Below are 23082 nucleotides of genomic sequence, written 5' to 3'. Positions count from 1 at the left end.
ACGTTCCGTCAATATTTCTTGCGCTAGCGCCGCGCCGACACCACGATGCCGCCGACGATCAGCGCAAACGCCGCCACGTGGTAGCCGTGCGGCGCCTCGCCCAGGAAGGCGGCCGACAACACGGCGGTGAACAAGGGCGTCAGGTTGACGAAGAAGGCGCCGACCGACGGCCCGGCCGCCTGCACGCCCTCGCCCCAGCAGCGGAAGGCGATCACACCCGGCCCGACCGCCACATAGGCCAGCGCGGCCGCCAGGGTCCAGCTCCATTGCACCGGCATCGCGCCCAGCGCCTGCTCGCCCAGCGCGAAGCCGCCCGACCACAGCACGCCAAACGCCACCTGGGCCAGCAGGAAGCCGGCCCAGTCGGCGCGCAGCGCGGCCGGTTCGCGCGCGCGCGTGAGCAGCCAGCTGTACAGCGACCAGGCGATGGTGGCCAGGATCATGAACAGGTCGCCCGCCACCAGCCGCAGCGCCAGCAGATGCTCCCACTCCCCGCGCGCCAGCACCAGCAGCACGCCGGCGATCGACAGCACGGCGCCGGCCACCTGGCGCCGGCCGACCGGCACGCCGAAGAACAGCCAGCCGGTCAGCATCATCCACACCGGCATGCCGGAGGCCACCAGGGTGACGTTGATCGGCGTCGAGGTTTGCAGCGCCATGTACTGCAAGGTGTTGTACAAGCCGATGCCGAGCAGGCCCAGCAACGCATACTGCTTCCAGTAGCGCCACATGCCCGCCGCCCGTCCGAACACCGGCCCGGCCAGCGGCAGCAGGATGGCGGCCGCCAGCGCCCAGCGCAGGAAGTTGAGCAGCACCGGTGGCAGTTGCGCGTGCACCAGGCGGCCGACGATGGAGTTGCCGGCCCACAGCAGCGGCGGCAGGGTCAGCAGGAATACGGTGCGGGGCGTCAGGCGCTGGGTCATCGAGGGTGGACAGTTGTTGAGAAATGAATTGCTGCTATGCCATCGCACTGCTAGCATGGCGCCTTGCTGATTTGCCTAGGCATGCAATCATACCGGGGAACGCGATGCAACGCATAGTGATGGGTATTTTGATACTGTATGTATCTTTTTTCGGAATGGCGCGCGCTGCGGGCTACGAGGTTGAGATGCGGCAGGTGGTCTACCGCGACCTGGTGGCCCATCTGTACTTGCCCAAGACAGCCGCCAAAGTGCCCGTCGTGGTGGCGATCGGCGGTTCGGAGGGCGGGCTGGGCACCGGCGACGCCAATGGCCAGATGATGGCCCCGCACGGTATCGCCGTGCTGGGGCTGGCGTATTTCAGCGCGTCGGGGCTGCCGGCCACGCTGGACCAGATTCCGCTGGAATATTTCATCCGCGCCCTGGACTTTCTGCAGACCCAGCCCGAAGTGGACGCCACGCGCATCGGCTTCGTCGGCGGCTCGCGCGGCGCCGAAGCGGCCTTGCTGGTGGCGTCCATCGATCAGCGCATCAAGTCGGTGGTGGTGACCACGCCCAGCTCGGTGGCCTGGTTCGGCCGCACCCTGCCGAAGTCGGCCTGGACATGGCAGGGCAAGGATGTCCCGGCCATGAGTCCCACGCAGGACCAGGCGCTGCCCCAGGTCGGCCGCTTCCTGGCGGCGCTGGACCAGCAGCAGGTCGTGCGCCAGGCGCGCATCGCGGTGGAGAAGATCAACGGCCCTATCCTGCTGATTTCGGCGCAAAACGACCAGATTTGGCCGTCTTTCCAGATGTCCAACGATATCGCCGCTGAGTTGAAGGCGCAACACTACCCGCACGCGGTCACGCACGACAGCTACCCGACCGGCCACGGTTTCAGCCAGGAGCTGGCGCCGCACATCAAGCAAAGCATCATCGACCACTTTTTGCACACCCTCTAGCCCCGGCGGACGCGGCGGCCAACGATAGAATCACCGCCGGCCGTCGCGGCGCGGTAAAATACGCGTTGCTGATCCACCCACTTAAAAAATATGAAACTCTCCAAACAACATTCGATGTACGAATCCGAGCACACCCTGTTCATCAAGGCGCTGAAGGAAAAGAATCCGGGCATGGAAGCTGGCCAGCAACAAGGCCGCGCCTTGCTGTGGGATCGTCCGCCGGTGTCGCTGGATGAGCAGGAGCGCCAGCTGAAATCGGCCATCAAGCAACAAGCTTACGTTTATCAGAACAAAGTCTAAGCACCGGGGCGGCAAGGATGTTGCCAGACGATACGGCTGAAGCCCAGCCGACTGTGGCCGACCACGGCATCGCCGAGGCGACGGCACTGCCGTCGCCCGAGGCCTTGAGCGACGCGGCCGACGCGGCCGGCGCTGGTGCCTCCGAGGCAGCCGCCGAGGCGGTCGCCGTGACCACCGAAGTGGCCGCCCTCGCCCGCCTGTACGGCGAGCCGCTGCTCAAGATGCCCAACGACCTGTACATCCCGCCGGACGCGCTGGAAATCTTCCTCGACGCCTTCGAAGGTCCGCTGGACTTGCTGCTCTACCTGATCCGCAAGCAAAACTTCAACATCCTCGACATCCCGATGGCGCAGCTGACGCTGCAGTACCTGAAATATGTCGACCAGATCCGCCTGTCCAACCTGGAGCTGGCCGCCGAGTACCTGCTGATGGCGGCCATGCTGATCGAGATCAAGTCGCGCATGCTGCTGCCGCAGCGCCAGTCCGAGCTCGACATCGAGAGCGACGACCCGCGCGCCGAGCTGGTGCGCCGCCTGCTGGAATACGAGCAGATCAAACTGGCCGCCTACGACCTGAACACGATCCCGCAGCTGGACCGCGATTTCGTCCGCACCCAGATCTTCATCGAGCAAAGCCTGGTGCCGGCCTGGCCGGAGGTCGAGGCGATCGACTTGCAGCAAGCCTGGCTGGACGTGATGAAGCGCGCCAAGCTGACCCAGCACCACAAGATCAGCCGCGAGGAACTGTCGGTGCGCGAGCACATGACCGGCATCCTGCGGCGCCTGCAATCGAGCCGCTTCGTCGAGTTCGCCGACCTGTTCGACATCGCCGGCGGCGTGCCGGTGGTGGTGGTGAACTTTGTCGCGCTGCTGGAGCTGGCCAAGGAAACGCTGATCGAAATTACCCAGGCCGAGCCGTTCGCGCCCATCTACGTGCGGCTGGCGTACTCGCCTGCCTGAATCCCCCATTCCCATTACGTCCAGAGCGACCACGACATGAAAATCGTCACCTCCATAGAAGAATTGCGCGACCAACTCAGCGGCCAACTGCGCACCGCTTTCGTCCCGACCATGGGCAACCTGCACGAAGGCCACCTGTCGCTGATGCGCCTGGCGCGCAAGCACGGCGACCCGGTGGTGGCGTCGATCTTCGTCAACCGCCTGCAGTTCGGCCCGAACGAGGACTTCGACAAATACCCGCGCACCTTCCAGGCCGACGTCGAGAAGCTGGAGAAGGAAGGCGTGTACGTGCTGTTCGCGCCGACCGAGAAAGACCTGTATCCGGAGCCGCAGGAATTCCGCGTGCGCCCGCCCGACGACCTGGGCAACACGCTGGAGGGCGAGTTCCGTCCCGGCTTCTTCACCGGCGTGACCACCGTGGTGCTCAAGCTGTTCTCCTGCGTGCAGCCGCGCGTGGCGGTGTTCGGCAAGAAGGATTACCAGCAGCTGATGATCGTGCGTAACATGAGCCGTCAGTTCGCGCTGCCGACCGAGATCATCGCCGCCGAGACCTACCGCGCCGACGACGGCCTGGCGCTGTCGTCGCGCAATATGTACCTGTCGCCGGCCGAGCGCGCCGAGGCGCCGGCCCTGTACCAGAGCCTGAACTCGGTCGCGGCCGAAGTGCGCGCCGGCCACCTCGACGTGTTCCAGCTGGAGCACAAGGCGATGGACGACCTGGCCCAGCGCGGCTGGCAGCCGGACTACATCTCGATCCGCCGCCGCATCGACCTGCAGCCGCCGAGCGCCGGCGACCTGGCGCAAGGCACGCCGCTGGTGGTGCTGGCCGCGGCCAAGCTGGGCTCGACCCGTTTGATCGACAATCTGGAGATTTAAGGCTTGGGGGGCGCTGCGGGCGCCACCGGCAACACGGTGACGCCCTGGGGCGGCAGCTGGATGACCATGGCCGGCGGCGCAGCGGCGGTTGGCTGCGCCTTGGGGATCGCATTATTCAGCACGAAGGTCATGACCGTCACCACGATAGTGATCGCCGCGACCAGCACGCCCACCATCCATTTGACGGACTGCGACGTCGCCCGTTCGAAAGCGCTGTCGATTTTCGCCTCCAGCGCCGCGCGCGTCTCTATCATCATCGCAACGATGGCTGCGAGCTTGGCGTCGGTGGCCTCGAACTTGGCGTCGACGGCGGCGAACCCGGCATCAATCTTGGCGTGGGTGCCAGCAAGCCCGGCATCGAGCTTGGCGTTGGTGGCGTCGATCTTGGCGTTGGTGGCAGCTAGCCCGGCATCGAGCTTGGCGTCGAACGACGACACCTTGGCGTCGATATAGTCTTTGTCGGAATTGGCGTTCATGGGCCGATCATCCGCCTCGCCATCGGCGCTGTCAACGCCCGCGCCGGCGCCGCTTGCGACCGATCAGGCCGCGACGTTTTGGGCCCAGGCCAGCGCCGACAGGTGGGCTTGGTTGACCTCTTCCGGGCTCAGCTTGAGGGAGGCGGCCAGCGAGGCCACCAGGTCGGAATTGAGTTCGCAGGCCTCGGCCAGCGCCAGGTAGGGCCCGTACTTGCCGCTGCGTGTCAGCAGCGCGGCGACCACGTCGTCGGACAGCTGGATGTTGGCCAGCACTTCCTCCATGGCGATGCCCAGCAGCCGGTCCAGCAGCGAGAACATGCCGGCCACGAAGACGTTTTCCGCCTCGCCCTTGCCCAGCGCCGCCAGCGCCAGCAGCTCGGCCAGGCGGCCGCGCACCACCGCCGTCTCCAGCAGCACCGGCGAATAGCCCGAGGTGCTGGCCGTGGCCAGCAGCAAGGTCAGCCAGCGGTACAGCGGCGTGTAGCCCAGCAGCGTCAGCGCCTGCTTGAGCGACTGGATCTCGCGCCCGGCGCCGAAGCCGGCCGAGTTGATGAAGCGCAGCAGCTTGTAGGACAGCGTGGCGTCGCGCTTGAGCACCGCCTCCAGCTGCGGCAGGTCGGCGTTCTGGCGCACCATCTGCATCAGCTGCATGATGATGGTCTGGGCCGGGTTCATGCCCTTGCTGTCGCTGCTGGGGCGCGGCGTCAGGTGCAGCTTGCCGACGAAGGCGTTCAGGCCAAGCGCGGCGCAAGCGTCGAAATCGGCCCAGTTGCTGACCGGACGCGCCACCATCGCCACCGCCGACTGCTTCAGCGCCGCATAGGAGCGCGCCTGGCTGCCGACGTCGGCGCCGGAAAAGCGCACTTCCACATACGAGGCGATGGTCGGCAGGCGGGCGCCGATGCGGGCCAGGTCGGCCTCGCGCAGCAGGATGCCGACGCCGCCGGCGCGCAAGGCTTGCACGGCGGCCAGCGTGTCGGGCTGGGCCAGTTCGGAGGTCTTGATCGACAGCACGGTGCGTTCCGGCGGCAGCTGGTGCAGCGCGTCGGTCGACAGCATGGCCGGCACCGCTTCGAGGAACAGGGTCTTGTCGCGCAGCAGCCAGTTGCCGTCGTCGTCGACCATCTGGCCGGCGACGAAGGCCAGCAGCAATTCGAGCTCGGCCGGCGTGGACGGGGCCGCGCCCTGCCGTTGCCAGCAGAGTTCATACCCAACCACACGCTGCTTGGGGTCGAGCAGCGGCTCACGGACGAGGAAATTGGTTTGATGCATGATGCTCGTATCGGAGTAGGCCCGCGGCGAACGGGCCGGTACAGATCAGAAGCCCAGACTATCCAGCAAGTCGTCCACCTGCTCCTGGTCAGCCACCACGTTCTCGCGGGTCGGATCGATTTGCGGTCCGTTCAGCAAGCCGTTGTCGATTTCCTTCTTCATCTGTTCGGGCGCAAAGTCGATCAGCATCTGCACCAGCTGCTTTTCGAGGTTCTGCGCGATCGACGTGACCTTCTTGATCACCTGTCCGGTCAGGTCCTGGAAGTCCTGCGCCATCATGATGTCCATCAGATGCGCCTTGGTCTGCGAGGTCCCGGCCGATGCGCCGTCCAGCGCGGCGACGGTTTGCTGCGCCAGCGCGCGCCACTGCTGGTCCGAGGCGCCGGCCGCCAGCAGGCCGTTCCACGAGGCGCTCAATTGCCTGGCGTCGCCGGCGATCTGGTCCTGCAAGGGACTGGCGGCGTCGGTGGCGTTCAACACCTTCTGCGCCGCGTCTTCGCTCAGGCGCGCCACGTAGTCCAGCCGGTCGCGCGCGTCCGGGATGTCCGACGCCGCTTTCTCGATCAATTTGTCCAGGCCCAGGCCGCGCAGGCTTTCATGCAAGGCGCGCGTCATGTGACCGATGCGCGACAAAAACTCTTCATTCGGCTCCACCGCAGCCGCGATGGCGCCGCTTTGTTGCTCAACCATCATCAAGCTCCGAGCTTTTCGAAGATCTTGTTCAGCTTTTCATCCAGCGTTGCAGCGGTGAACGGCTTGACCACGTAGCCGTTGGCGCCGGCCTGGGCCGCCGCGATGATGTTTTCCTTCTTGGCTTCGGCGGTCACCATCAGCACCGGCAGCTTGGCCAGCGCGGGATCGGCGCGGATGTTCTGCAACATCGTCAGACCGTCCATGTTCGGCATGTTCCAGTCGGACACGACGAAGTCGAAGGTCTCGGCGCGCAGCTTGGCCAGCGCCATCACGCCGTCTTCCGCCTCGTCGACATTGGCATAACCCAGTTCTTTTAACAGATTCCGGACAATGCGGCGCATCGTCGAAAAATCGTCAACGACTAAAAATTTCATCTTTGGATCAGCCATGAATTACTCCGTTGTTTCTCTACGCGGTGGTTGTTAATAAGTTCTACGTGCCAGCAAGTTGTAGGATAGCATTTTCGTTGCTTTAAGGCGAACAAAGTAGCAGTAAAACGTCACACTTGACGATTTAAAGCTTTTTACACCCGCAATGCGCGCATGCCGTGGGCCGCCAGGTAGCCCAGCACCATGCCGGGCAGCGCTTGCAAGGCTCCCACCTCGTGGGCGGCGCCGATGGCGATCGCCTCGCGCGGCATGCCGAACACCACGCAGCTGGCCTCGTCCTGGGCGAAATTATACGCCCCCGCCCCCTTCATCTCCAGCATGCCGGCCGCGCCGTCCTTGCCCATGCCGGTCAGGATCACGCCGACCGCGTTCTTGCCGGCGCACTGGGCGGCCGAACGGAACAGCACGTCGACCGAGGGCCGGTGGCGGTTGACCGGCTCGGCCTGGTCGATCCTGGTCATGTAGTTGGCGCCGCTGCGGGTCAGGTACAGGTGCGAGTGGCCGGGCGCGATGTAGGCGTGGCCGGGCAGCACCCGCTCGTTGCCGGCCGCTTCCTGCACCGAGATCTTGCACAGTGTATCGAGGCGCTTGGCGAACGAGCGCGTGAACCCTTCCGGCATGTGCTGGGTGATCAGGATGCCGGGACAGTCGGACGGCATCTGCATCAGGAATTCGCGGATCGCCTCGGTGCCGCCGGTGGAGGCGCCGATGATGATCAGCTTTTCCGACGAGGTCAGCGGATTGCGCAGCTGCGGCAGCTGGGTTTGCCCGCCCTGGCCGTCGGCGCCCGGCTGCGGCAGGGTGCGGGCCCGCACGCGCGCCTTGGAGGCGGCGCGGATCTTGTCGGTGATGAGCTCGGTGTACTCGCGCATGCCGGCCTGGATCGAGATCTTCGGCTTGGTGACGAAGTCGACCGCGCCGAGCTCCAGCGCGCGCATGGTGATCTCCGAGCCGCGCTCGGTCAGCGAGGACACCATCACCACCGGCATCGGCCGCAGCCGCATCAGCTTTTCCAGGAAGTCGAGGCCGTCCATCTTCGGCATCTCGACGTCCAGGGTCAGCACGTCGGGGTTGGTCTGCTTGATCAGCTCGCGCGCGACCAGCGGATCGGGGGCCACGCCCACCACTTCCATGTCGGGCTGGCTGTTGATGATCTCGCTCATCACGCTGCGGATCAGCGCGGAGTCGTCGACGATCAGGACTTTGATCTTCATAAAACGCTACTTTCCGGGCAATAGGCCCTGACTACACATTCAAAATAAGTTAAAACAGGTCGATCTCGCCGCCCACCGGCGCCTTCTTCAGGCGGCTGGCGTATTCGATCTCGCGCTTGGCCAGGGTGTCGTTGTGGGTCTGCATCAGCTTCTTGACCAGCACCTTGCCGCTGCGCGGGAAGAAATACACCTTGCGCGGATGGATGTCGTTCAAGTCCTCGGCCACCACGCGGATTTTCTCGACCTTGAGGAAGTTCAGCACGAAGGCGGCGTTGCGTTCGCCGACGTTGATGGCGGTGAAGCCCTTCAGCACCGCGCCGCCGCCGAACACCTTGGCCTCCATGTTCTCGCGCTTGGCGCCGGCCTTGAGCAGGTCGTTGATCAGGATCTCCATCGCGTAGGTGCCGTAGCGGGCCGAGGCCGACACCGGGCTGTTGGTGTCGCTGCCGCCGTCGGGCAGCATGAAGTGGTTCATGCCGCCCAGGCCGGTGACGCGGTCGCGGATACAGGCCGACACGCAGGAACCGAGCACGGTCACGATCAACATGTCCTTGTTGGTGAAGTAATACTCGCCCGGCAGGATCTTGGCGGCCTCACAGTCGAACGTTCTATCGAAATATACGTTCGTGGCAAATTGTTCGAGGTCCATGTTTTACTCTCATGTGCGTTGCGTTGCTTTGAGGGCAGCGCCACGGTGTTGTTCGTCCAGCTCATACACCGTCTTGCCGCGTAGTTTGAGCGACTCCGACACGTAGAGGAAATTCTCCGAGTGGCCCGCGAACAGCAGGGCGTCCGGTTTCATCAGCGGGACAAAGCGGGACAGTATTTTACGCTGTGTGGCTTTGTCGAAGTAAATCATGACGTTGCGGCAAAAGATCACGTCGAACTGGCCGCTCAGCGGCCAGCTGTCGGCCAGCAGGTTGAGCGGCTTGAAGGTGATCATGTTGCGCAGCTCGGGCCGCACGCGCGCCATGCCCTCGCGGTCGCCCTTGCCCTTGAGGAAAAAGCGGCGCGAGCGCTCCGGCGACATCTTCTCCAGCCGGTCCATGGTGTAGACGCCGTTGGCGGCCGTGGCCAGCACATTGGTGTCGATGTCGGTGGCGATGATGTGGCAGTTGGGCGTGAGCGTGTTGAAAGCCTCGCACACGGTCATGGCGATCGAGTACGGTTCCTCGCCGGTCGAGCTGGCCGAGCACCAGATGGTGATAGCCTCGCGCTTGTGCTTGATGTGCTCGGCGAGCAGCGGAAAGTGGTGGGCCTCGCGGAAGAACGAGGTCAGGTTGGTGGTCAGCGCGTTGGTGAACGACTCCCATTCCTCGCCCAGGCGGCCGGCCTCCAGATCGTCCAGGTACTTGCCGAACGAGCCGATGCCGGTGGCGCGCAAACGCCGCGCCAGGCGGCTGTACACCATCTCTTGCTTGCTGTCGGCCAGCGAGATGCCGGCCCGTTTGTAGATCAGGCCGCGGACGCGTTCGAAGTCCTTGGCGTTGAAATCAAACTCTTTGACGGTGTCTTTGGGTTGCGGCATGTTCTGTATTCCTTCATTTAAAACTAACAATGCCTGCAACGGCGCCGGTGGCGCCGCTTTGCTGCGGACTGCTTAAAACTCTTCCCACTCGTCGCCGGCGGCCGGCGCGGCGCTGGCCAGCTTCTTGGGCGCGGCCGGCTTGGCGGCAGCCACCGCCGGACGCGCGGCCGGGCGGCTGCTCACCACCGGCGCCGGACGCGGCGCCGGCACGGCCGCGCGGGCGGCCGGACGGCGGGCGTCGTCCTGGTTCAGCTTGAAGATGCTGACCGCCTGCGCCAGCATCTCGGCCTGTTCCTGCATGCTCTCGGCGGCGGCGGCGGCCTGCTCCACCAGCGCGGCGTTCTGCTGGGTCATCTCGTCCATCTGGGTGATGGCCTGGTTGACTTCCTCGATACCGTTGCTCTGTTCCTGGGTGGCGGCGGTGATCTCGCCCATGATGTCGGCCACCTGGCGGATCGAGGTGACGATCAGGCCCATGGTCTGGCCGGCCTCGTCGACCAGCTTGCTGCCGGCGTCGACCTTGTTGACCGAGTCGCCGATCAGTTCCTTGATTTCCTTGGCGGCGCCGGCCGAGCGCTGCGCCAGGTTGCGCACCTCGGAAGCGACCACCGCGAAGCCGCGGCCCTGCTCGCCCGCGCGGGCCGCCTCGACGGCCGCGTTCAGCGCCAGGATGTTGGTCTGGAATGCGATCCCATCAATCACGCCGATGATGTCGACGATCTTGCTGGAGCTGGCCTTGATCGAGCCCATGGTCTCGACCACTTGCGAGACCACGGCGCCGCCCTTTTCCGCCACCGACGACGCGGTCACGGCCAGCTGGTTGGCCTGGCGGGCGTTGTCGGCGTTCTGCTTGACGGTGGAGGTCAGTTCCTCCATCGACGAGGCGGTCTCCTCCAGCGAACTGGCCTGCGACTCGGTGCGCGCCGACAGGTCGGCGTTGCCGGAGGCGATTTCCTGCGAGGCCGTCGAGATCAGCTCGGTGCCGGTGCGGACGTCGCCAACGGTCTTGGCCAGGCTGTCGTTCATGTCCTTGAGCGCCTGCAGCAGTTCGCTGGTCTCGTCCCGGCCTTCGACCTGGACTTGCGAGGTCAGCTCGCCGGCCGCCACCTTCTGCGCCACCTCGACCGCGCCCGACAGCGGCACGGTGATCGAGCGGGTGATGACCATGGCGCACACCACGCCCAGCGCCACGGCCACCGCGCCGAGCACGAACAGCACCATCATCAGGCTGCGGTCGGCGGTGACGGAACCGTCCATCACGTCCTTGGCGTAGGCGCGCTGCATGTCGACCAGTTTGTTGATCAGGGTCAGGGTCTGCTGGTTGAGCGGGTCGATGCGGCCGGAAATGACCTTGGCCGCGCCTTCGCTGTTAAACGCCAGCACCTGGCCGATGGCTTCCTTGAAGGCCTTGTCGACGTCGGCGTCCAGCGCCGCGATGTCGGCCAGCGCCTTCTTCTCGGCGTCGTTCAGGCCGAGCGCCTTGAGGTCGGCCAGCGCCTTGTCGTAGCGGGCGCGCTGGTCCTTGACCTTTTGCTCTTCCTTCTGCATCAGGCTGACGTCCGATTGCAGGCCGATGTTGCGCATGGCGATGCCGGTCTCGAGCATCGAGCTCTTCATCGTGCCGGCCTGCAGGTTCTTGGCGTTCGACAATTCCAGGCCCTGGGTCAGCTTGTTCTTGTTGCTGTAGTTGAGGTAGTTGGTCATCAAGACCATCGCCACCAGGATCGCCAGGATGCTGCCGAAGCCGATGCGCAGTCGTGCGCCAATTTTGAAGTCGCGTAAATTCATGGTGTTTTCTCCCCTATGCCGTCTGTTCTATCGTCCGCCGGGAACTGCCTGCGGACCCCGTTATCGTGTGGGTACTCTGGCGCGCACTCTGTTGGGCGCTGCCGTCATTGCTTGCCGCGGCGTGGTCTAGGCCGCGATTTGTTCCATCAAGCCCATCTCGGCGCTCGACATCAGTTTGTCGATGTTCACCAGGATCAGCATACGCTCATCAATGGTGCCCAGTCCAATCATGTAGTCGGAACTGAAGGCGGTGCCCATTTCCGGCGCCGGCTTGACCTGCTCGGGCGTGAGCGTGGTCACGTCCGACACCGAGTCGACCACCATGCCGACGATGCGCCCGCCGATGTTGAGGATGATGACCACGGTGAACTGGTCGTACACCGGCTCGCCCAGGTTGAACTTGATGCGCATGTCGACCACCGGGATGATGATGCCGCGCAGATTGATCACGCCCTTGATGAAGGCGGGGGCGTTGGCGATCCGGGTCACCGTTTCGTAACCGCGGATTTCCTGCACCTTGAGGATGTCGATGCCGTATTCCTCCGAACCGAGCGTGAACGCCAGGTATTCGTGGCCGGCGATCTCGTTGGCCCCGGTGGTTAGTACGTCTGCCATGATGATTTCCTTGGTGGGATTAGCTAAAAATCTGTTCGTCAGCGAGCTGACGGGATGAACGTATCAGGGCGGCCACGTCGAGGATCAGCGACACGCCGCCGTCGCCCAGGATGGTGGCGCCGGAGATGCCGGCCACCTTGCGGTAATTCGATTCGAGGTTCTTGACCACCACCTGCTGCTGGCCGACCAGGTCGTCGATGAACAGGCCGGCCTTGCGGCCGTCGGTCTCGATGATGACCACGATGCCCTGGCAGGGGTCGGTGTAGCGCGGGGCGATGCCGAACATCTGGTACAGCGGCACCAGCGGCAGGTATTCGCCGCGCACCTTGATGACCCGGCCCTTGCCGGAGATTTCCTTGACGTCTTCCGGCGCCGGCTGCAGCGATTCGATGACAAAGCCCAGCGGCAGGATGTAGACCTCCTCGCCGACCCGGATCGACATGCCGTCCAGGATCGCCAAGGTCAGCGGCAGCGAGATCGAGATGGTGGTGCCGAAGCCCTTGGCCGAGCGGATGTCGACCACCCCGCCCATGGCGGTGATGTTGCGCTTGACGACGTCCATGCCGACCCCGCGGCCGGAGACGTCGGTGACCTGCTCGGCGGTCGAGAAGCCGGGCGCGAAGATCAGTTGCCAGACCTCGGCGTCGCTCATGTTCTCGTGCAGCGGCAGGCCGTTCTGCTCGGCCTTGGCCAGGATGCGTTCCCGGTTCAGGCCGCCGCCGTCGTCCGACACCTCGATGATGATGTTGCCGCCCTGGTGGGAGGCCGACAGGAACAAACGGCCGGCGTCGCTCTTGCCGCCGGCGCGGCGCACCTCGGGCATCTCGATGCCGTGGTCGATGGAGTTGCGCACCAGGTGGGTCAGCGGATCGACGATGCGCTCGATCAGGCCCTTGTCGAGCTCGGTCGCGGCGCCGTTGGTGATGAAGTCGACCTTCTTGCCCAGCTTGGCCGCCAGGTCGCGCACCATGCGCGGGAAGCGCGAGAACACGAAGTCCATCGGCATCATGCGGATCGACATCACCGCTTCCTGCAGGTCGCGGGTGTTGCGGGTCAGCTGGCTGACGCTGTTCAACAGGCGCTCGTGCACCATCGGGTCGAGCGTGTCGACGCGCTGCTCGATCATCGCCTGCGTGATGACCAGCTCGCCCACCAGGTTGATCAGCTGGTCCACCTTCTCGATCGACACGCGGATCGACGACGATTCGGCGCCGGGGCCGGCGCCGCCCTTCTCTTCCTTCTTGGCGGTCTTCTTTTCCTCGTCGGCGGCGGCCTGCTGCACGGCCGGCGCCTCGATGACGATGCCGGCGGCGGCGCGGATCTGCTCGACCGGCTGGAAGAAGCCATAGCCCTGGGCGTCCTCGCTGCCGGCCTGGGCGGCGGCGCGGATCTCGTCGAGCGGCTGGAAGAAGCCGTAGCCATCGGTACCGGCGGCGGCCGGATGCAGCTCGGCCTCGTCGAAGAAGCCGTAGCCGAGGTCCTGCTCGACCTTGGAGCGCTCGGCGTTTTCCAGGCGCGCCTGTTTGGCGTCCAGCGCCGGCAGCTCGGTCACCACCATGTCGTCCGGGTTCAGCACGAAGGAGCAGATGGCGATGATGTCGTCCAGGCTCTCGTGGGTGGTGACCAGCATGGCGTTGCGCTCCTTGTCGAGCGGCGTGATCGACACATGGCCCATCAGGCCCAGCTCGGCGCCCAGGGCGGTCACTTCGCGGTGCACCATGACCGGCAGCTCGAGCCGGTAGCGGCGTCCGCCGCTGTGGTCGACCACCTTGGCCTCGGCCGCGTGGAACGACGGCGCCACGGCGGCCATGGCCGCCAGCGGCACGTCCTGCGCCAGCGACTGCAGCATCATGCGCACGTCGCCGACCGCGTCCTGGTCGACCGTGCTGCCGTGGCGGTGGCCGTCGAGCTGCATCTTGAGGATGTCCTTGGCCGCCAGGAAGGCGTCCACGTGCTCCGAGGTCAGCGCCATCTCGCCCTTGCGCACGCGGTCGAGCAGGGTCTCGAGGATGTGGGTCACCTCGGTCATGTCGGTCACGCCGAACGTGGAGGCGCCGCCCTTGACGGAATGGGCGGTGCGGAAGATCGCGTTGAGGTCTTCGGCGTCCGGCTGCGCGACGTCGACCGCCAGCAGCAGGCGCTCCATTTCAGCCAGCAGCTCCTCGGCCTCATCGAAAAAGACCTGGAAGAACTGGCTTATATCGATGGTCATGGGGATACTCCGTAAGTTTCGCTCAGCTTCATTGCATGCGCCTTATCAGCCGATGACCTTCTTCACCACCTCGATGAGCCGCTGCGGATCGAAAGGCTTGACCAGCCAGCCATTGGCGCCGGCGGCGCGGCCCTTGGCTTTCATCTCGTCGGACGATTCGGTGGTCAGCATCAGGATAGGGGTCTTCTGGTAGGTCGGCAGTTCGCGCAGCAGCTTGATCAGCTGCAAGCCGTCCATGCGCGGCATGTTCTGGTCGGTCAGCACCAGGTCGACGCTTTGCAGCTTGGCTTTTTCCAGGCCGTCCTGGCCGTCCACCGCTTCCACCACCAGGTAGCCGGCGGCCTTCAGGCTGAAGGCCACCATCTGGCGCAGGGAACTGGAATCATCAACTGCAAGTATTGTCTTGGCCATCTTTGCTCTCACTCATTAAATGCGGGACACGCGCCCCGTTGGTATCAATCGGCAGGTTGCGGCGTTCAGAATAATTCGATGTCGCCGCTCTCCAGGTGTTGTTGACTGACGGCCTTGCGCAGCACGCTGCGCAGCTCCAGGCTCTGGATCGCCAGCGCCATGCTGACCTTGCCCAGCAGCGCGACGATTTCCTCGTTGTCGCTCTCGGGCAGCATCTCGGCGCCGTGCGCGCCCAGGGTGCCGAGGAATTCGCGCAGGCCGGTCACCCGCTTGAGGGTGCGGTCGAGCAGCTGGCTGGTCATGTCCTGGAATTGCAGGCTGGTGATGGCGGCGTTGACATAGCCGCCCACCTGGCCCTGCAGGGCTTCCAGCTGGCTGCGCTGCTCGGGCGTGGCGGTGCCGCCGTCGAGCAGCAGCTGGATCGTCGCCTGCTCGGCCTCGACCGCCTGATGGATGGCCATGAAATTGAAGGACAGCTTTTCGATCGCCTCCTCCAGCAGCAGGCCGGTCTGGATCAGATCGGTCTCGACTTCGGTCAAATGCTTGCGTCCATGGTCAGACACGCCCGACAACAGGCGTTTTACATGTGAGCCCAGGATTTTTTTTCTCGTCATAACAGTCTCGTTGTTCCGCGCTGATCGTACACCCACTACTTCGTTACATCCGCCTATTTGCGCACCGGCGGTCCGGCCGGCGCCGGCGCCGGCGCCGTCTCCGCTTCCGCGCCCACGTCCAGCTGGCGGGCGCCGTCGCGCATCACATTTTCCTCGGTGCGCTTGTTCATCACGATGATGCTGATGCGGCGGTTGATCGGGTTGAACGGGTCGGCCTTGTCCAGGTGGGCGGCCGAGGCCAGCCCCACCACCCGCAGCACCTTGCCGTCGGCCATGCCGCCGGCGATCAGCTCGCGCCGCGAGGCGTTGGCGCGGTCGGCCGACAATTCCCAGTTGCTGTAGCCGGCGTCGCTCAGGTAGGGCGTCGAGTCGGTGTGGCCGGACAGGCCGATCTTGTTGGGCACCTCGTTCAGCACGAAGCCGATTTCATGCAGGATCTCGCGCGTGTACGGTTGCAGCTCGGCCTTGGCCAGCGCGAACATCGGACGGTTCTGCTCGTCGACGATCTGGATCCGCAAGCCTTCGCTGGTGATGTCGAGCAGCAGCTGCTCCTTGTACTTCTTCAGCAGCGGGTTGGCCTCGATCTTGGCTTCGATCTTTTCCTTGAGCGCCTTCAGGCGCTGGTTTTCCTCGGCCTCCAGCGCGGCCTTGGCGGCGGTCAGGTTGAAGGTCTTCTTGACCACCGGGTCGTCGCTGGCCTTGACCTGGCCGTCGCGCCGGGTCAGGTCCTTGCCGCCGCCGGGGATCACCGAGGAGCTGTCGCCGCTGCCCGAGCCGCCCTGCAGCGCCACCTTGAGCGGCGTCTTGAAGTATTCGGAGATGCCGTTGAGGTCGCCCTTGGTGGTCGAGCCGAGCAGCCACATCAGCAAGAAGAAGGCCATCATCGCCGTCACGAAGTCGGCGTACGCGATCTTCCAGGCGCCGCCGTGGTGGCCGCCGCCGCTCTTCTTGATGCGCTTGACGATAATCGGCCGCAAGCCTTCTTCAGCCATGGCGATTCCTTATGGTGGCCGCGGCGCCGCCTGTCATGCGCGCGCTCACTTGGCCTTCGATTTCTTGATATGGTCTTCCAGCTCGGCAAAGCTGGGGCGCTCGGTCGAATACAAGACCTTGCGGCCGAACTCCACCGCCAGCGCCGGCGCGTAGCCGTTCAGGCTGGCCAGCAGGGTGACCTTGACGCACTGGTACATCTTGGTCGATTCGTCCAGCTTTTGTTCCAGCAGGCTGGCCAGCGGACCGACGAAGCCGTAGGCCAGCAAGATGCCGAGGAAGGTGCCGACCAGCGCGTGCGCGATCAGGATGCCCAGCTCGGCCGGCGGCAAGCCCACCGATTCCATCGTATGCACCACGCCCATCACCGCCGCCACGATGCCGAAGGCCGGCATGCCGTCGCCCAGCTTGGCCAGCGCATGCGCCGGCACCGCGTGCTCGTGGTGGTGGGTCTCGATCTCGTTGTCCATCAGGTTCTCGATCTGGAACGCATCCATATTGCCCGACACCATCAGGCGCAGATAATCGGTCATGAACTCGACGATGTGGTGGTCCTCCAGCACGCTGGGATACTTGCTGAACAGCGGGCTCTGGTCCGGGCTGTCGATATCGCCTTCGATCGACATCAAGCCTTCCTTGCGCACCTTGGAGAGCACGTCGAACAGCAGCGACATCAGCTCCATGTACAAGTCCCTGGTGTAGCGCGAGCCTTTGAACAGGGTCGGGATCGCGGCCAGCGTGGCCTTGATCGCCTTGGCGTTGTTGCCGACCAGGAAGGCGCCCAGCGCGCCGCCGCCGATCATCACCAGCTCCAGCGGCTGCAGCAGCGCGGCCAGATGCCCGCCATTCATGGCGAAGCCGCCGAACACGCCGACGCAGACCACTACATATCCAATTATGACTAACAAAGTGCCCTGACTCCCCGGTATGAACTCGGCCGGCATCCACCTAACAATCGGCCGATTTCAATAAATTTACATGTAGAACTACAATAGCGTGACTAGGGGGGAGCGGGCAAGTGATTAACGCGAAATGATGCTTAAAAGTACCATATGTAGAGGGCTTCCTCGGCCGCTGTGGCGCGGATGGTCCGGTCGGGCGCACGGGCGTCGATAGCGAATTCGTAGCTGGCCAGCATGGCGCCGGGACGCATCTCGGCCGCCGCCTTGCGCCACAGGCCGGCCATCGCGGCCGGCGACAGATAGGCGAACACCAGGTCGTAGCGGCCGAAGTCGAGCCGCTCGTAGTCGCCCAGGGTGAAGCGGGCGCGGCTGCCGCCGGCGGCGGCGCGCAGCCGGCTCGCCAGCCACGGCAGCGGCGCCAGCTCGATGCCGCTGCACTCGGCGTCCGGCCGCTGGCGCGCCAGGTACAGCACCAGCCCGCCCAGGCCGCTGCCGATGTCGATCACGCGCAGCGGCCGGCCGTCGGCCGCCGGCGGCGGCAGGACTTGACGTACCGCATCCCAGACCGCCGGCGTGGACGGGTAGTACGGCACTTGCGTACGAAAAGTCGACCAATACCAGCCCAGCAACAACAGGAACACGGCCAGGAACAGCCACGACGGCAGTTGCAGCGCCTGCGCGGCCAGCAGCGCCGGCGGGAACAGCAGCTGGATCGCGCGCCACCACACGGCCAGGCCCAGCTTCCAGGTCAGGCCGGCCGCCAGCAAACCCTGCACCACGGCCACGCTCCAGAGATCGACCGGTAAACGACAACTGGCCATCACATAGATGATGGCCAGCGTCAGCGGCGCAACGCCGCATTGGATCAGCAGCGCCCGCACGGCGGGGGCGCGGGCGATGCGCTTCAGGTAGGGGTCGGGGCCGGGCCGGCTCACGCGGCCAGGGCGTCGGCGTCGCGCGCCTTCTTGGTCTTGCCGGCGCGCGAAGGCATATGGCACAGGCCGCAGACATAGCTGCCGTTCAAGTCCATGCAGTTGACCACGAACTTGCCCTGGCACTTGCCGCACGGGGCCAGCTCCAGCATCCGGCCGCTGAAGAAGCGCACCAGGGTCCAGGCGCGCGTCAGCGACAGCAGCGGCTCCTCGCCCGCCTCCGGCGGCATTTGCTCCAGGTACAGCTTGTAGGCTTTCATGACCGCCTCGATGCCGGTGGCGCCGGCGTGCTCGGTCAGGAATCGATGGATGTTGATGAACAGCGAGGAATGGATGTTCGGCTGCCAGGTCAGGAACCAGTCGGTGGAGAATGGCAGCATGCCCTTCGGCGGCGACACGCCCTTCAACTCCTTGTACAGCTTGAGCAGGCGCTCGCGCGACAGCGACACTTCCGACTCCAGCAGCTGCAGGCGCGCGCCCAGCTGGATCAGTTCGATGGCCAGCTGGATTTCCTGGGCTTCCGTCACTACGCTTTTCTTGGACATGATGCGGCTCCGGCTCGGGGTCAGGCGATTTCTTCGACGGCCTGGCCGGCCATCAGGATGGCGGCGTGCGACTGGGCCAGCACGCGGTCTTTATTGTAGTTGGTCAGCATCGACAGGATGGCGCTGTCGTCGAAGCGGAAGCGGGCCAGCATCATGTTGCCGCCTGCCAGCTTCAGGATTTGCGCGTTGCTCATGCCTTCGATCAGCTCGGCGATGTCGGCGGCGATGCCAAGGCGGAAGATCGCGGTGACTTTGTCGGCGCGTATCATCTGCTGGGCCAACATCAGGTAGCTCAGGTTGGCGTCGCGAATTTCAGCCATCATATCGTTAGCGGTCATTTCCATCTCCTAGTCCGTTATCTGCACTGCGGAACACATTTGCGTTTCCAGTGAGATACATTCTGCGGGAGCAACAAAAATACGAGTAGAGGAGGTTCTCCGTATTTTCCGTCCGGAAATAGCGAACACGACCCGTCGGTGTTTGTCTGACAAACACTCGCAGATCGTTCATCCACGCCCTTGCGGCGCAGGTTTGGTAAGGTCCCAGTTCTTCAAAAAAGTCCTGTCATGAAACGAAAAATAGTGCAGTTCAGCGACTCTTTTTTGCTACATCTAACCCGGTTACGGCAGCATTTCGAGGAACTTTAGGGTTCCAGTGAAAATAATTTGAATTATTCTCGACTCCAGCTTGCTACCCGATGGCGCTTTTCCGCTCATCATGAAACTGGTAACGGCAGCGTTTTGGGGAACTTGAGGGTTTTTTTGAAAAAAATCGAAAATAATTTAAAAAAAGTCGCCAGGCCAGTGTTCATGCGGGTTTGCGCTTACCCCGCAAGCCTGGGGTCTGACCCCGCACGGGGTCAGACCCCGGTTTTTCGGGTTACACTGGCAACTTATTGAAGCCTAAAGCATCCACCCACCTTGCAAGAAGGTTACATAATGACAACTCGCAACGACTGCCTGGGCCGCGACGCGCACGATCCGCTCGCCGCCCTGCGCGACCAGTTCGACCTGCCCGCCCATGTGATTTATTTGGATGGCAACTCTTTAGGCGCCCGCCCCAGGGCCGCGCTGGCCCGCGCCCAGCAGGTGATCGCCCAGGAATGGGGCCATGACCTGATCCGCAGCTGGAACAGCGCCGGCTGGTTCGACCTGCCCAAGCGCCTCGGCAACCGCCTGGCCCCGCTGATCGGCGCCGCCGACGGCGAAGTGGTGGTCACCGATACCACCTCGGTCAACCTGTTCAAGGCACTGGCCGCAGCCCTGCACATGCAGGCCAGCGACCCGGCCCCGGCGCAACGCGAGCGCCGCGTGATCGTCACCGAACGCTCCAACTTCCCCACCGACATCTATATGGCCCAGGGCCTGAGCGCTTGGCTGGAACGCGGCTACACCGTCAAGCTGGTCGACAGCGTGGAAGAACTGCCGGCCGCCATCGGCGCCGACACCGCCGTCGTCATGCTGACCCACGTCAACTACCGCACCGGCTACCAGCACGATATGCGCGCCACCAGCGCGCTGGTGCACGCCGCCGGCGCGCTGGTGGTCTGGGATCTGGCGCACTCGGCCGGCGCGGTGCCGGTCGACCTCAACGCCGACGGCGCCGACCTGGCCGTGGGCTGCACCTATAAATACCTGAACGGCGGCCCCGGCTCGCCGGCCTTCATCTGGGTGCCGGCCAGGCATCAGGCGCGCTTCCGCCAGCCGCTGTCGGGCTGGTGGGGCCACGCCGCGCCGTTCGCCATGGCGCCCGACTTCGCCCCCACCGACGGCATCGGCCGCGCGCTGTGCGGCACCCAGCCGGTGGTGTCGCTGGCGATGGTCGAGTGCGGCCTGGACGTGTTCGGCCAGACCAGCATGGCCGCCATCCGCGCCAAGTCGCTGGCCCTGACCGACCTGTTCATCGAACTGGTCGAGCAGCGCTGCGCCGACCATCCGCTGGGCCTGGTCACGCCGCGCGAGCACGCCCGCCGCGGCAGCCAGGTCAGCTTCACCCATCCGCACGGCTATGCAGTGATGGCGGCGCTGATCGCGCGCGGCGTCATCGGCGACTACCGCGAACCGGCCATCATGCGCTTCGGCTTCACGCCGCTGTACACCAGCTATGCCGATGTCTGGGACGCGGTGGACATCCTGCGCGACATCCTGGACCGCAAGGACTACAACGTCGACGCCAAGCGCGACGCAGTAACCTAATAACGAGATAAACAATATGAGCGATACCAAAGACACCGCCAGCGGCTGCCCGATGCACGCCGCCGCGCCCGCCGCCGGCGCCGATGCCCAATGGCACGGCGCGCAAATGGACTTCAGCAACAAGATGAACTACGGCGACTATCTGGGCCTGGACCAGATCCTCACCGCCCAGCATCCGCTGTCGCCCAACCACAACGAGATGCTGTTCATCATCCAGCACCAGACCAGCGAACTGTGGATGAAGCTGATGCTGCACGAAATGCACGCGGTGCGCGCCCACCTGCAGTCGGACGACCTGGCCCCGGCCTTCAAGATGCTGGCCCGCGTGGCCCGCATCATGGACCAGCTGGTGCACGCATGGGATGTGCTGGCGACGATGACGCCGCCTGAATACACGGCCATCCGCCCCTATCTGGGCGCGTCGTCGGGCTTCCAGTCCTACCAGTACCGCGAGATCGAATTCATCCTCGGCAACAAGAATGCAGCGCTGCTCAACGTCCACACCACCGCGCCGGACGCCTTCGCCGTGCTGGACAAGGCGCTGCGCGAGCCATCGGTGTACGACGAAACGATCAAGCTGTTGGCCCGCAACGGCCTGCCGGTTTCCGCCGAGCGCCTCAACGCCGACTGGACCCTGCCGACCACCGCCGACGCGTCCGTCCAGAACGCCTGGCTGGAAGTCTACCGCGATCCGTCCCGCTACTGGGCGCTGTACGAACTGGCCGAGAAGCTGGTCGACCTCGAAACCGCGTTCCGTTTCTGGCGCTTCCGCCACGTCACCACGGTCGAGCGCATCATCGGCTTCAAGACCGGCACCGGCGGCACGGCCGGCGTCAGCTACCTGCGTAAAATGCTCGACGTGGTGCTGTTCCCCGAACTGTTCGCGCTGCGCACCGCCCTTTGAGATTGCCGCGGGAATACACACCATGGGTGTACCCCCGCGCTCCTTCTAGCAAACCTGCTGAATTTTTTACTGAATCCTACTGGATTGAACTTCCTTGGGCTGCTGCGGTCTAACTCAGTAGATCCAAGCAAAATTCAGCAGATTTCAGCAAGGAGTACAGCATGGTTGCTACAACGAGCGTGAATGTCTCACCCACCACCCTGCTCGCGCTGATGGAGCGGCTGCGCGAGACCGGAGCGAGCATCGATCCGGCCGAAGCGATCGATGCCGCGATACGCCACTGGCTCGCAACATCGGCTCATGCGCCTGACGCCGCGCCGCGCGGCTACCAATGGAAAACGCTGTTCCTGCCTGATGGCACATGGCTGCGCATGGCCTACCGTGGCGACCATGAATACGCCATCGTCGAAGGCGACCGCATCATGTACAAGGGCCGCGCCATCTCGCCCAACCAGTTCGCCAGTGGCTACGCCGACAGCGTGCGCAACGCATGGCAAGACATCTCGATCCGCATGCCAGGCGAAAAGCACTGGAAATTGGCCGGCGTGCGCCGCCGCGAACTGGTGCGCGCAGCAGCAGCAGCAGCAGCAGCGCCCACGCCCGCTGCCGCAAGCGCTCCAGCCATCGCACCACCTCCACTCGTCGCCAGTGCGCCATGCGTGGCGCCGCCCCTGCCCCGCAACACCGACCCCGGCCAAGGCTGGACGGAGCCCGAACGCAGAAAATTCCGCTTCCGACTCGAAGACGTCGCATTCAATTGAAGACAATTGTCCACGCTTGCGCATACTGCCAGCGCCGGCAAGTATCACGCGCCCCGCCGAGGTAAGATCAATACCATCTTACCCAGCAAGGAAAACGCATGGACTACGAAATACTGACCCTGGCCGGCCTGTGGAATTCCGGTCCCGCGCACTGGCAAACGCAGTGGGAAGCCAAGCACCCCGACTGGCTCCGCGTGCCGCACCGCGACTGGGAAACGCCGGACCGCGACGACTGGGTGGCCGACCTCGAAGCCGCCATCGCCCGCTGCAAGCGCCCGCCGGTGCTGGCCGCGCACAGCCTGAGCTGCTCGCTGGTGGGCCGCTGGGCCGCCTCCGGCTCGCCGCTGAAGATCGCCGGCGCCTTCCTGGTCGCCCCCAGCGACACCGACGCCCCCGGCTATCCCGACTGCACCACCGGCTTCCAGCCCATGCTGCTGGCGCGCCTGCCCTTCCCCAGCCTGGTGATCGCCAGCAGCGACGACCAGTACGTCAGCCCGCGGCGCGCGCGCCAGTTCGCGCAGGCCTGGGGTAGCGAGTACATCGAGATCGGCAACGCCGGCCACATCAACGGCGACGCCGGCTACGGCCCCTGGCCCGAAGGCGAACAAATGCTGCTGAACTTCTGCGCAGGTCTACCCCTCTAAC

Annotated in this window: 26 protein-coding genes; 8 read left to right on the top strand and 18 right to left on the bottom strand. The window is 64.7% G+C overall.

The window, feature by feature from the left end; genetic code table 11:
* Nucleotides 1-23 precede the first annotated feature (23 nt).
* Nucleotides 24-923, bottom strand: coding sequence for a DMT family transporter (locus KVP70_RS28080; protein ID WP_217945688.1), 900 nt, complete (start codon nt 921-923; stop codon nt 24-26).
* Nucleotides 924-1108: 185 nt separating this feature from the next.
* Here KVP70_RS28080 and KVP70_RS28075 point away from each other — a divergent pair, with 185 nt between their 5' ends.
* The 4 genes from KVP70_RS28075 (at nt 1109) to panC (ending at nt 3996) form a co-directional block, all read left to right on the top strand.
* Nucleotides 1109-1861 carry an acyl-CoA thioester hydrolase/BAAT C-terminal domain-containing protein gene (locus KVP70_RS28075; RefSeq protein ID WP_217945687.1) on the top strand — a complete coding sequence of 251 codons (753 nt, stop codon included), beginning with the start codon at nt 1109-1111 and terminating at the stop codon, nt 1859-1861.
* Between the two features lie 90 nt (nt 1862-1951).
* The gene (locus KVP70_RS28070) at nt 1952-2161 is read left to right on the top strand and encodes a DUF3460 family protein (RefSeq protein WP_008450053.1); all 210 of its coding nucleotides are present in this window, start codon (nt 1952-1954) and stop codon (nt 2159-2161) included.
* 17 nt (nt 2162-2178) lie between these two features.
* Entirely contained in the window at nt 2179-3120 is a 942-nt protein-coding gene (locus tag KVP70_RS28065) for a segregation and condensation protein A (protein ID WP_229225141.1), read from the top strand.
* A 36-nt stretch (nt 3121-3156) separates the two neighbouring features.
* Nucleotides 3157-3996, top strand: a complete 840-nt coding sequence (gene panC / locus KVP70_RS28060; protein WP_116988173.1) for a pantoate--beta-alanine ligase — start codon at nt 3157-3159, stop codon at nt 3994-3996.
* Here panC and KVP70_RS28055 read toward each other — a convergent pair.
* From KVP70_RS28055 to flhD, 17 genes are all read right to left on the bottom strand, one after another.
* On the bottom strand, nt 3993-4472 hold the full coding sequence (locus KVP70_RS28055) for a hypothetical protein (protein WP_217945686.1): 480 nt from the start codon (nt 4470-4472) through the stop codon (nt 3993-3995). The genes panC and KVP70_RS28055 overlap by 4 nt on opposite strands.
* Nucleotides 4473-4535: 63 nt before the next feature.
* A complete protein-coding gene (locus KVP70_RS28050) occupies nt 4536-5744 on the bottom strand; it encodes an EAL and HDOD domain-containing protein (RefSeq protein ID WP_217945685.1) in 1209 nt (402 codons plus the stop codon).
* A 45-nt stretch (nt 5745-5789) separates the two neighbouring features.
* Nucleotides 5790-6437 carry a protein phosphatase CheZ gene (cheZ, locus tag KVP70_RS28045; RefSeq protein ID WP_217945684.1) on the bottom strand — a complete coding sequence of 216 codons (648 nt, stop codon included), beginning with the start codon at nt 6435-6437 and terminating at the stop codon, nt 5790-5792.
* The gene (cheY, locus tag KVP70_RS28040) at nt 6437-6826 is read right to left on the bottom strand and encodes a chemotaxis response regulator CheY (protein ID WP_026334356.1); all 390 of its coding nucleotides are present in this window, start codon (nt 6824-6826) and stop codon (nt 6437-6439) included. Before cheY ends, cheZ begins: the two co-directional genes overlap by 1 nt.
* Nucleotides 6827-6960: 134 nt before the next feature.
* A complete protein-coding gene (locus KVP70_RS28035; protein WP_217945683.1) occupies nt 6961-8040 on the bottom strand; it encodes a protein-glutamate methylesterase/protein-glutamine glutaminase in 1080 nt (359 codons plus the stop codon).
* 49 nt (nt 8041-8089) lie between these two features.
* Nucleotides 8090-8689: a chemoreceptor glutamine deamidase CheD gene (gene cheD / locus KVP70_RS28030; RefSeq protein ID WP_020702289.1), complete on the bottom strand. Its 600-nt coding sequence runs from the start codon at nt 8687-8689 to the stop codon at nt 8090-8092.
* A gap of 9 nt (nt 8690-8698) precedes the next feature.
* Nucleotides 8699-9568 carry a CheR family methyltransferase gene (locus KVP70_RS28025; RefSeq protein ID WP_217945682.1) on the bottom strand — a complete coding sequence of 290 codons (870 nt, stop codon included), beginning with the start codon at nt 9566-9568 and terminating at the stop codon, nt 8699-8701.
* 72 nt (nt 9569-9640) lie between these two features.
* The gene (locus KVP70_RS28020; RefSeq protein ID WP_217945681.1) at nt 9641-11356 is read right to left on the bottom strand and encodes a methyl-accepting chemotaxis protein; all 1716 of its coding nucleotides are present in this window, start codon (nt 11354-11356) and stop codon (nt 9641-9643) included.
* A gap of 126 nt (nt 11357-11482) precedes the next feature.
* On the bottom strand, nt 11483-11971 hold the full coding sequence (locus tag KVP70_RS28015) for a chemotaxis protein CheW (RefSeq protein ID WP_020702286.1): 489 nt from the start codon (nt 11969-11971) through the stop codon (nt 11483-11485).
* A 19-nt stretch (nt 11972-11990) separates the two neighbouring features.
* Nucleotides 11991-14183: a chemotaxis protein CheA gene (gene cheA / locus KVP70_RS28010; RefSeq protein ID WP_217945680.1), complete on the bottom strand. Its 2193-nt coding sequence runs from the start codon at nt 14181-14183 to the stop codon at nt 11991-11993.
* 45 nt (nt 14184-14228) lie between these two features.
* Nucleotides 14229-14594: a response regulator gene (locus tag KVP70_RS28005; RefSeq protein WP_026334355.1), complete on the bottom strand. Its 366-nt coding sequence runs from the start codon at nt 14592-14594 to the stop codon at nt 14229-14231.
* 65 nt (nt 14595-14659) lie between these two features.
* Nucleotides 14660-15208, bottom strand: coding sequence for a hypothetical protein (locus KVP70_RS28000; RefSeq protein WP_026334354.1), 549 nt, complete (start codon nt 15206-15208; stop codon nt 14660-14662).
* Nucleotides 15209-15261: 53 nt separating this feature from the next.
* Complete coding sequence (motB, locus tag KVP70_RS27995) at nt 15262-16200, bottom strand: flagellar motor protein MotB (RefSeq protein ID WP_217945679.1); 939 nt, start codon at nt 16198-16200, stop codon at nt 15262-15264.
* 45 nt (nt 16201-16245) lie between these two features.
* Nucleotides 16246-17106, bottom strand: a complete 861-nt coding sequence (motA, locus tag KVP70_RS27990; protein ID WP_026334353.1) for a flagellar motor stator protein MotA — start codon at nt 17104-17106, stop codon at nt 16246-16248.
* A 131-nt stretch (nt 17107-17237) separates the two neighbouring features.
* On the bottom strand, nt 17238-18035 hold the full coding sequence (locus KVP70_RS27985; RefSeq protein WP_262311740.1) for a class I SAM-dependent methyltransferase: 798 nt from the start codon (nt 18033-18035) through the stop codon (nt 17238-17240).
* Entirely contained in the window at nt 18032-18577 is a 546-nt protein-coding gene (gene flhC, locus KVP70_RS27980) for a flagellar transcriptional regulator FlhC (protein WP_026334351.1), read from the bottom strand. Before flhC ends, KVP70_RS27985 begins: the two co-directional genes overlap by 4 nt.
* Before the next feature lie 20 nt (nt 18578-18597).
* On the bottom strand, nt 18598-18915 hold the full coding sequence (gene flhD / locus KVP70_RS27975; RefSeq protein WP_020702278.1) for a flagellar transcriptional regulator FlhD: 318 nt from the start codon (nt 18913-18915) through the stop codon (nt 18598-18600).
* A gap of 600 nt (nt 18916-19515) precedes the next feature.
* Here flhD and kynU point away from each other — a divergent pair.
* The 4 genes from kynU to KVP70_RS27955 all read left to right on the top strand — a co-directional run bounded on the left by kynU (nt 19516) and on the right by KVP70_RS27955 (nt 23081).
* Nucleotides 19516-20772: a kynureninase gene (gene kynU, locus KVP70_RS27970; RefSeq protein ID WP_217945678.1), complete on the top strand. Its 1257-nt coding sequence runs from the start codon at nt 19516-19518 to the stop codon at nt 20770-20772.
* Between the two features lie 16 nt (nt 20773-20788).
* A complete protein-coding gene (kynA, locus tag KVP70_RS27965) occupies nt 20789-21676 on the top strand; it encodes a tryptophan 2,3-dioxygenase (protein ID WP_217945677.1) in 888 nt (295 codons plus the stop codon).
* 161 nt (nt 21677-21837) lie between these two features.
* Nucleotides 21838-22437, top strand: coding sequence for a hypothetical protein (locus KVP70_RS27960; RefSeq protein ID WP_229225140.1), 600 nt, complete (start codon nt 21838-21840; stop codon nt 22435-22437).
* A 98-nt stretch (nt 22438-22535) separates the two neighbouring features.
* Nucleotides 22536-23081, top strand: coding sequence for an RBBP9/YdeN family alpha/beta hydrolase (locus KVP70_RS27955; protein ID WP_217945676.1), 546 nt, complete (start codon nt 22536-22538; stop codon nt 23079-23081).
* The last annotated feature ends 1 nt before the right edge of the window (nt 23082 follow it).

It is taken from the genome of Duganella violaceipulchra, assembly GCF_019166075.1.
Classification (GTDB): domain Bacteria; phylum Pseudomonadota; class Gammaproteobacteria; order Burkholderiales; family Burkholderiaceae_D; genus Rugamonas; species Rugamonas violaceipulchra.
Note: the sequence above shows the minus strand (reverse complement) of the source record. Positions and strands in the feature narration are given on the sequence as shown.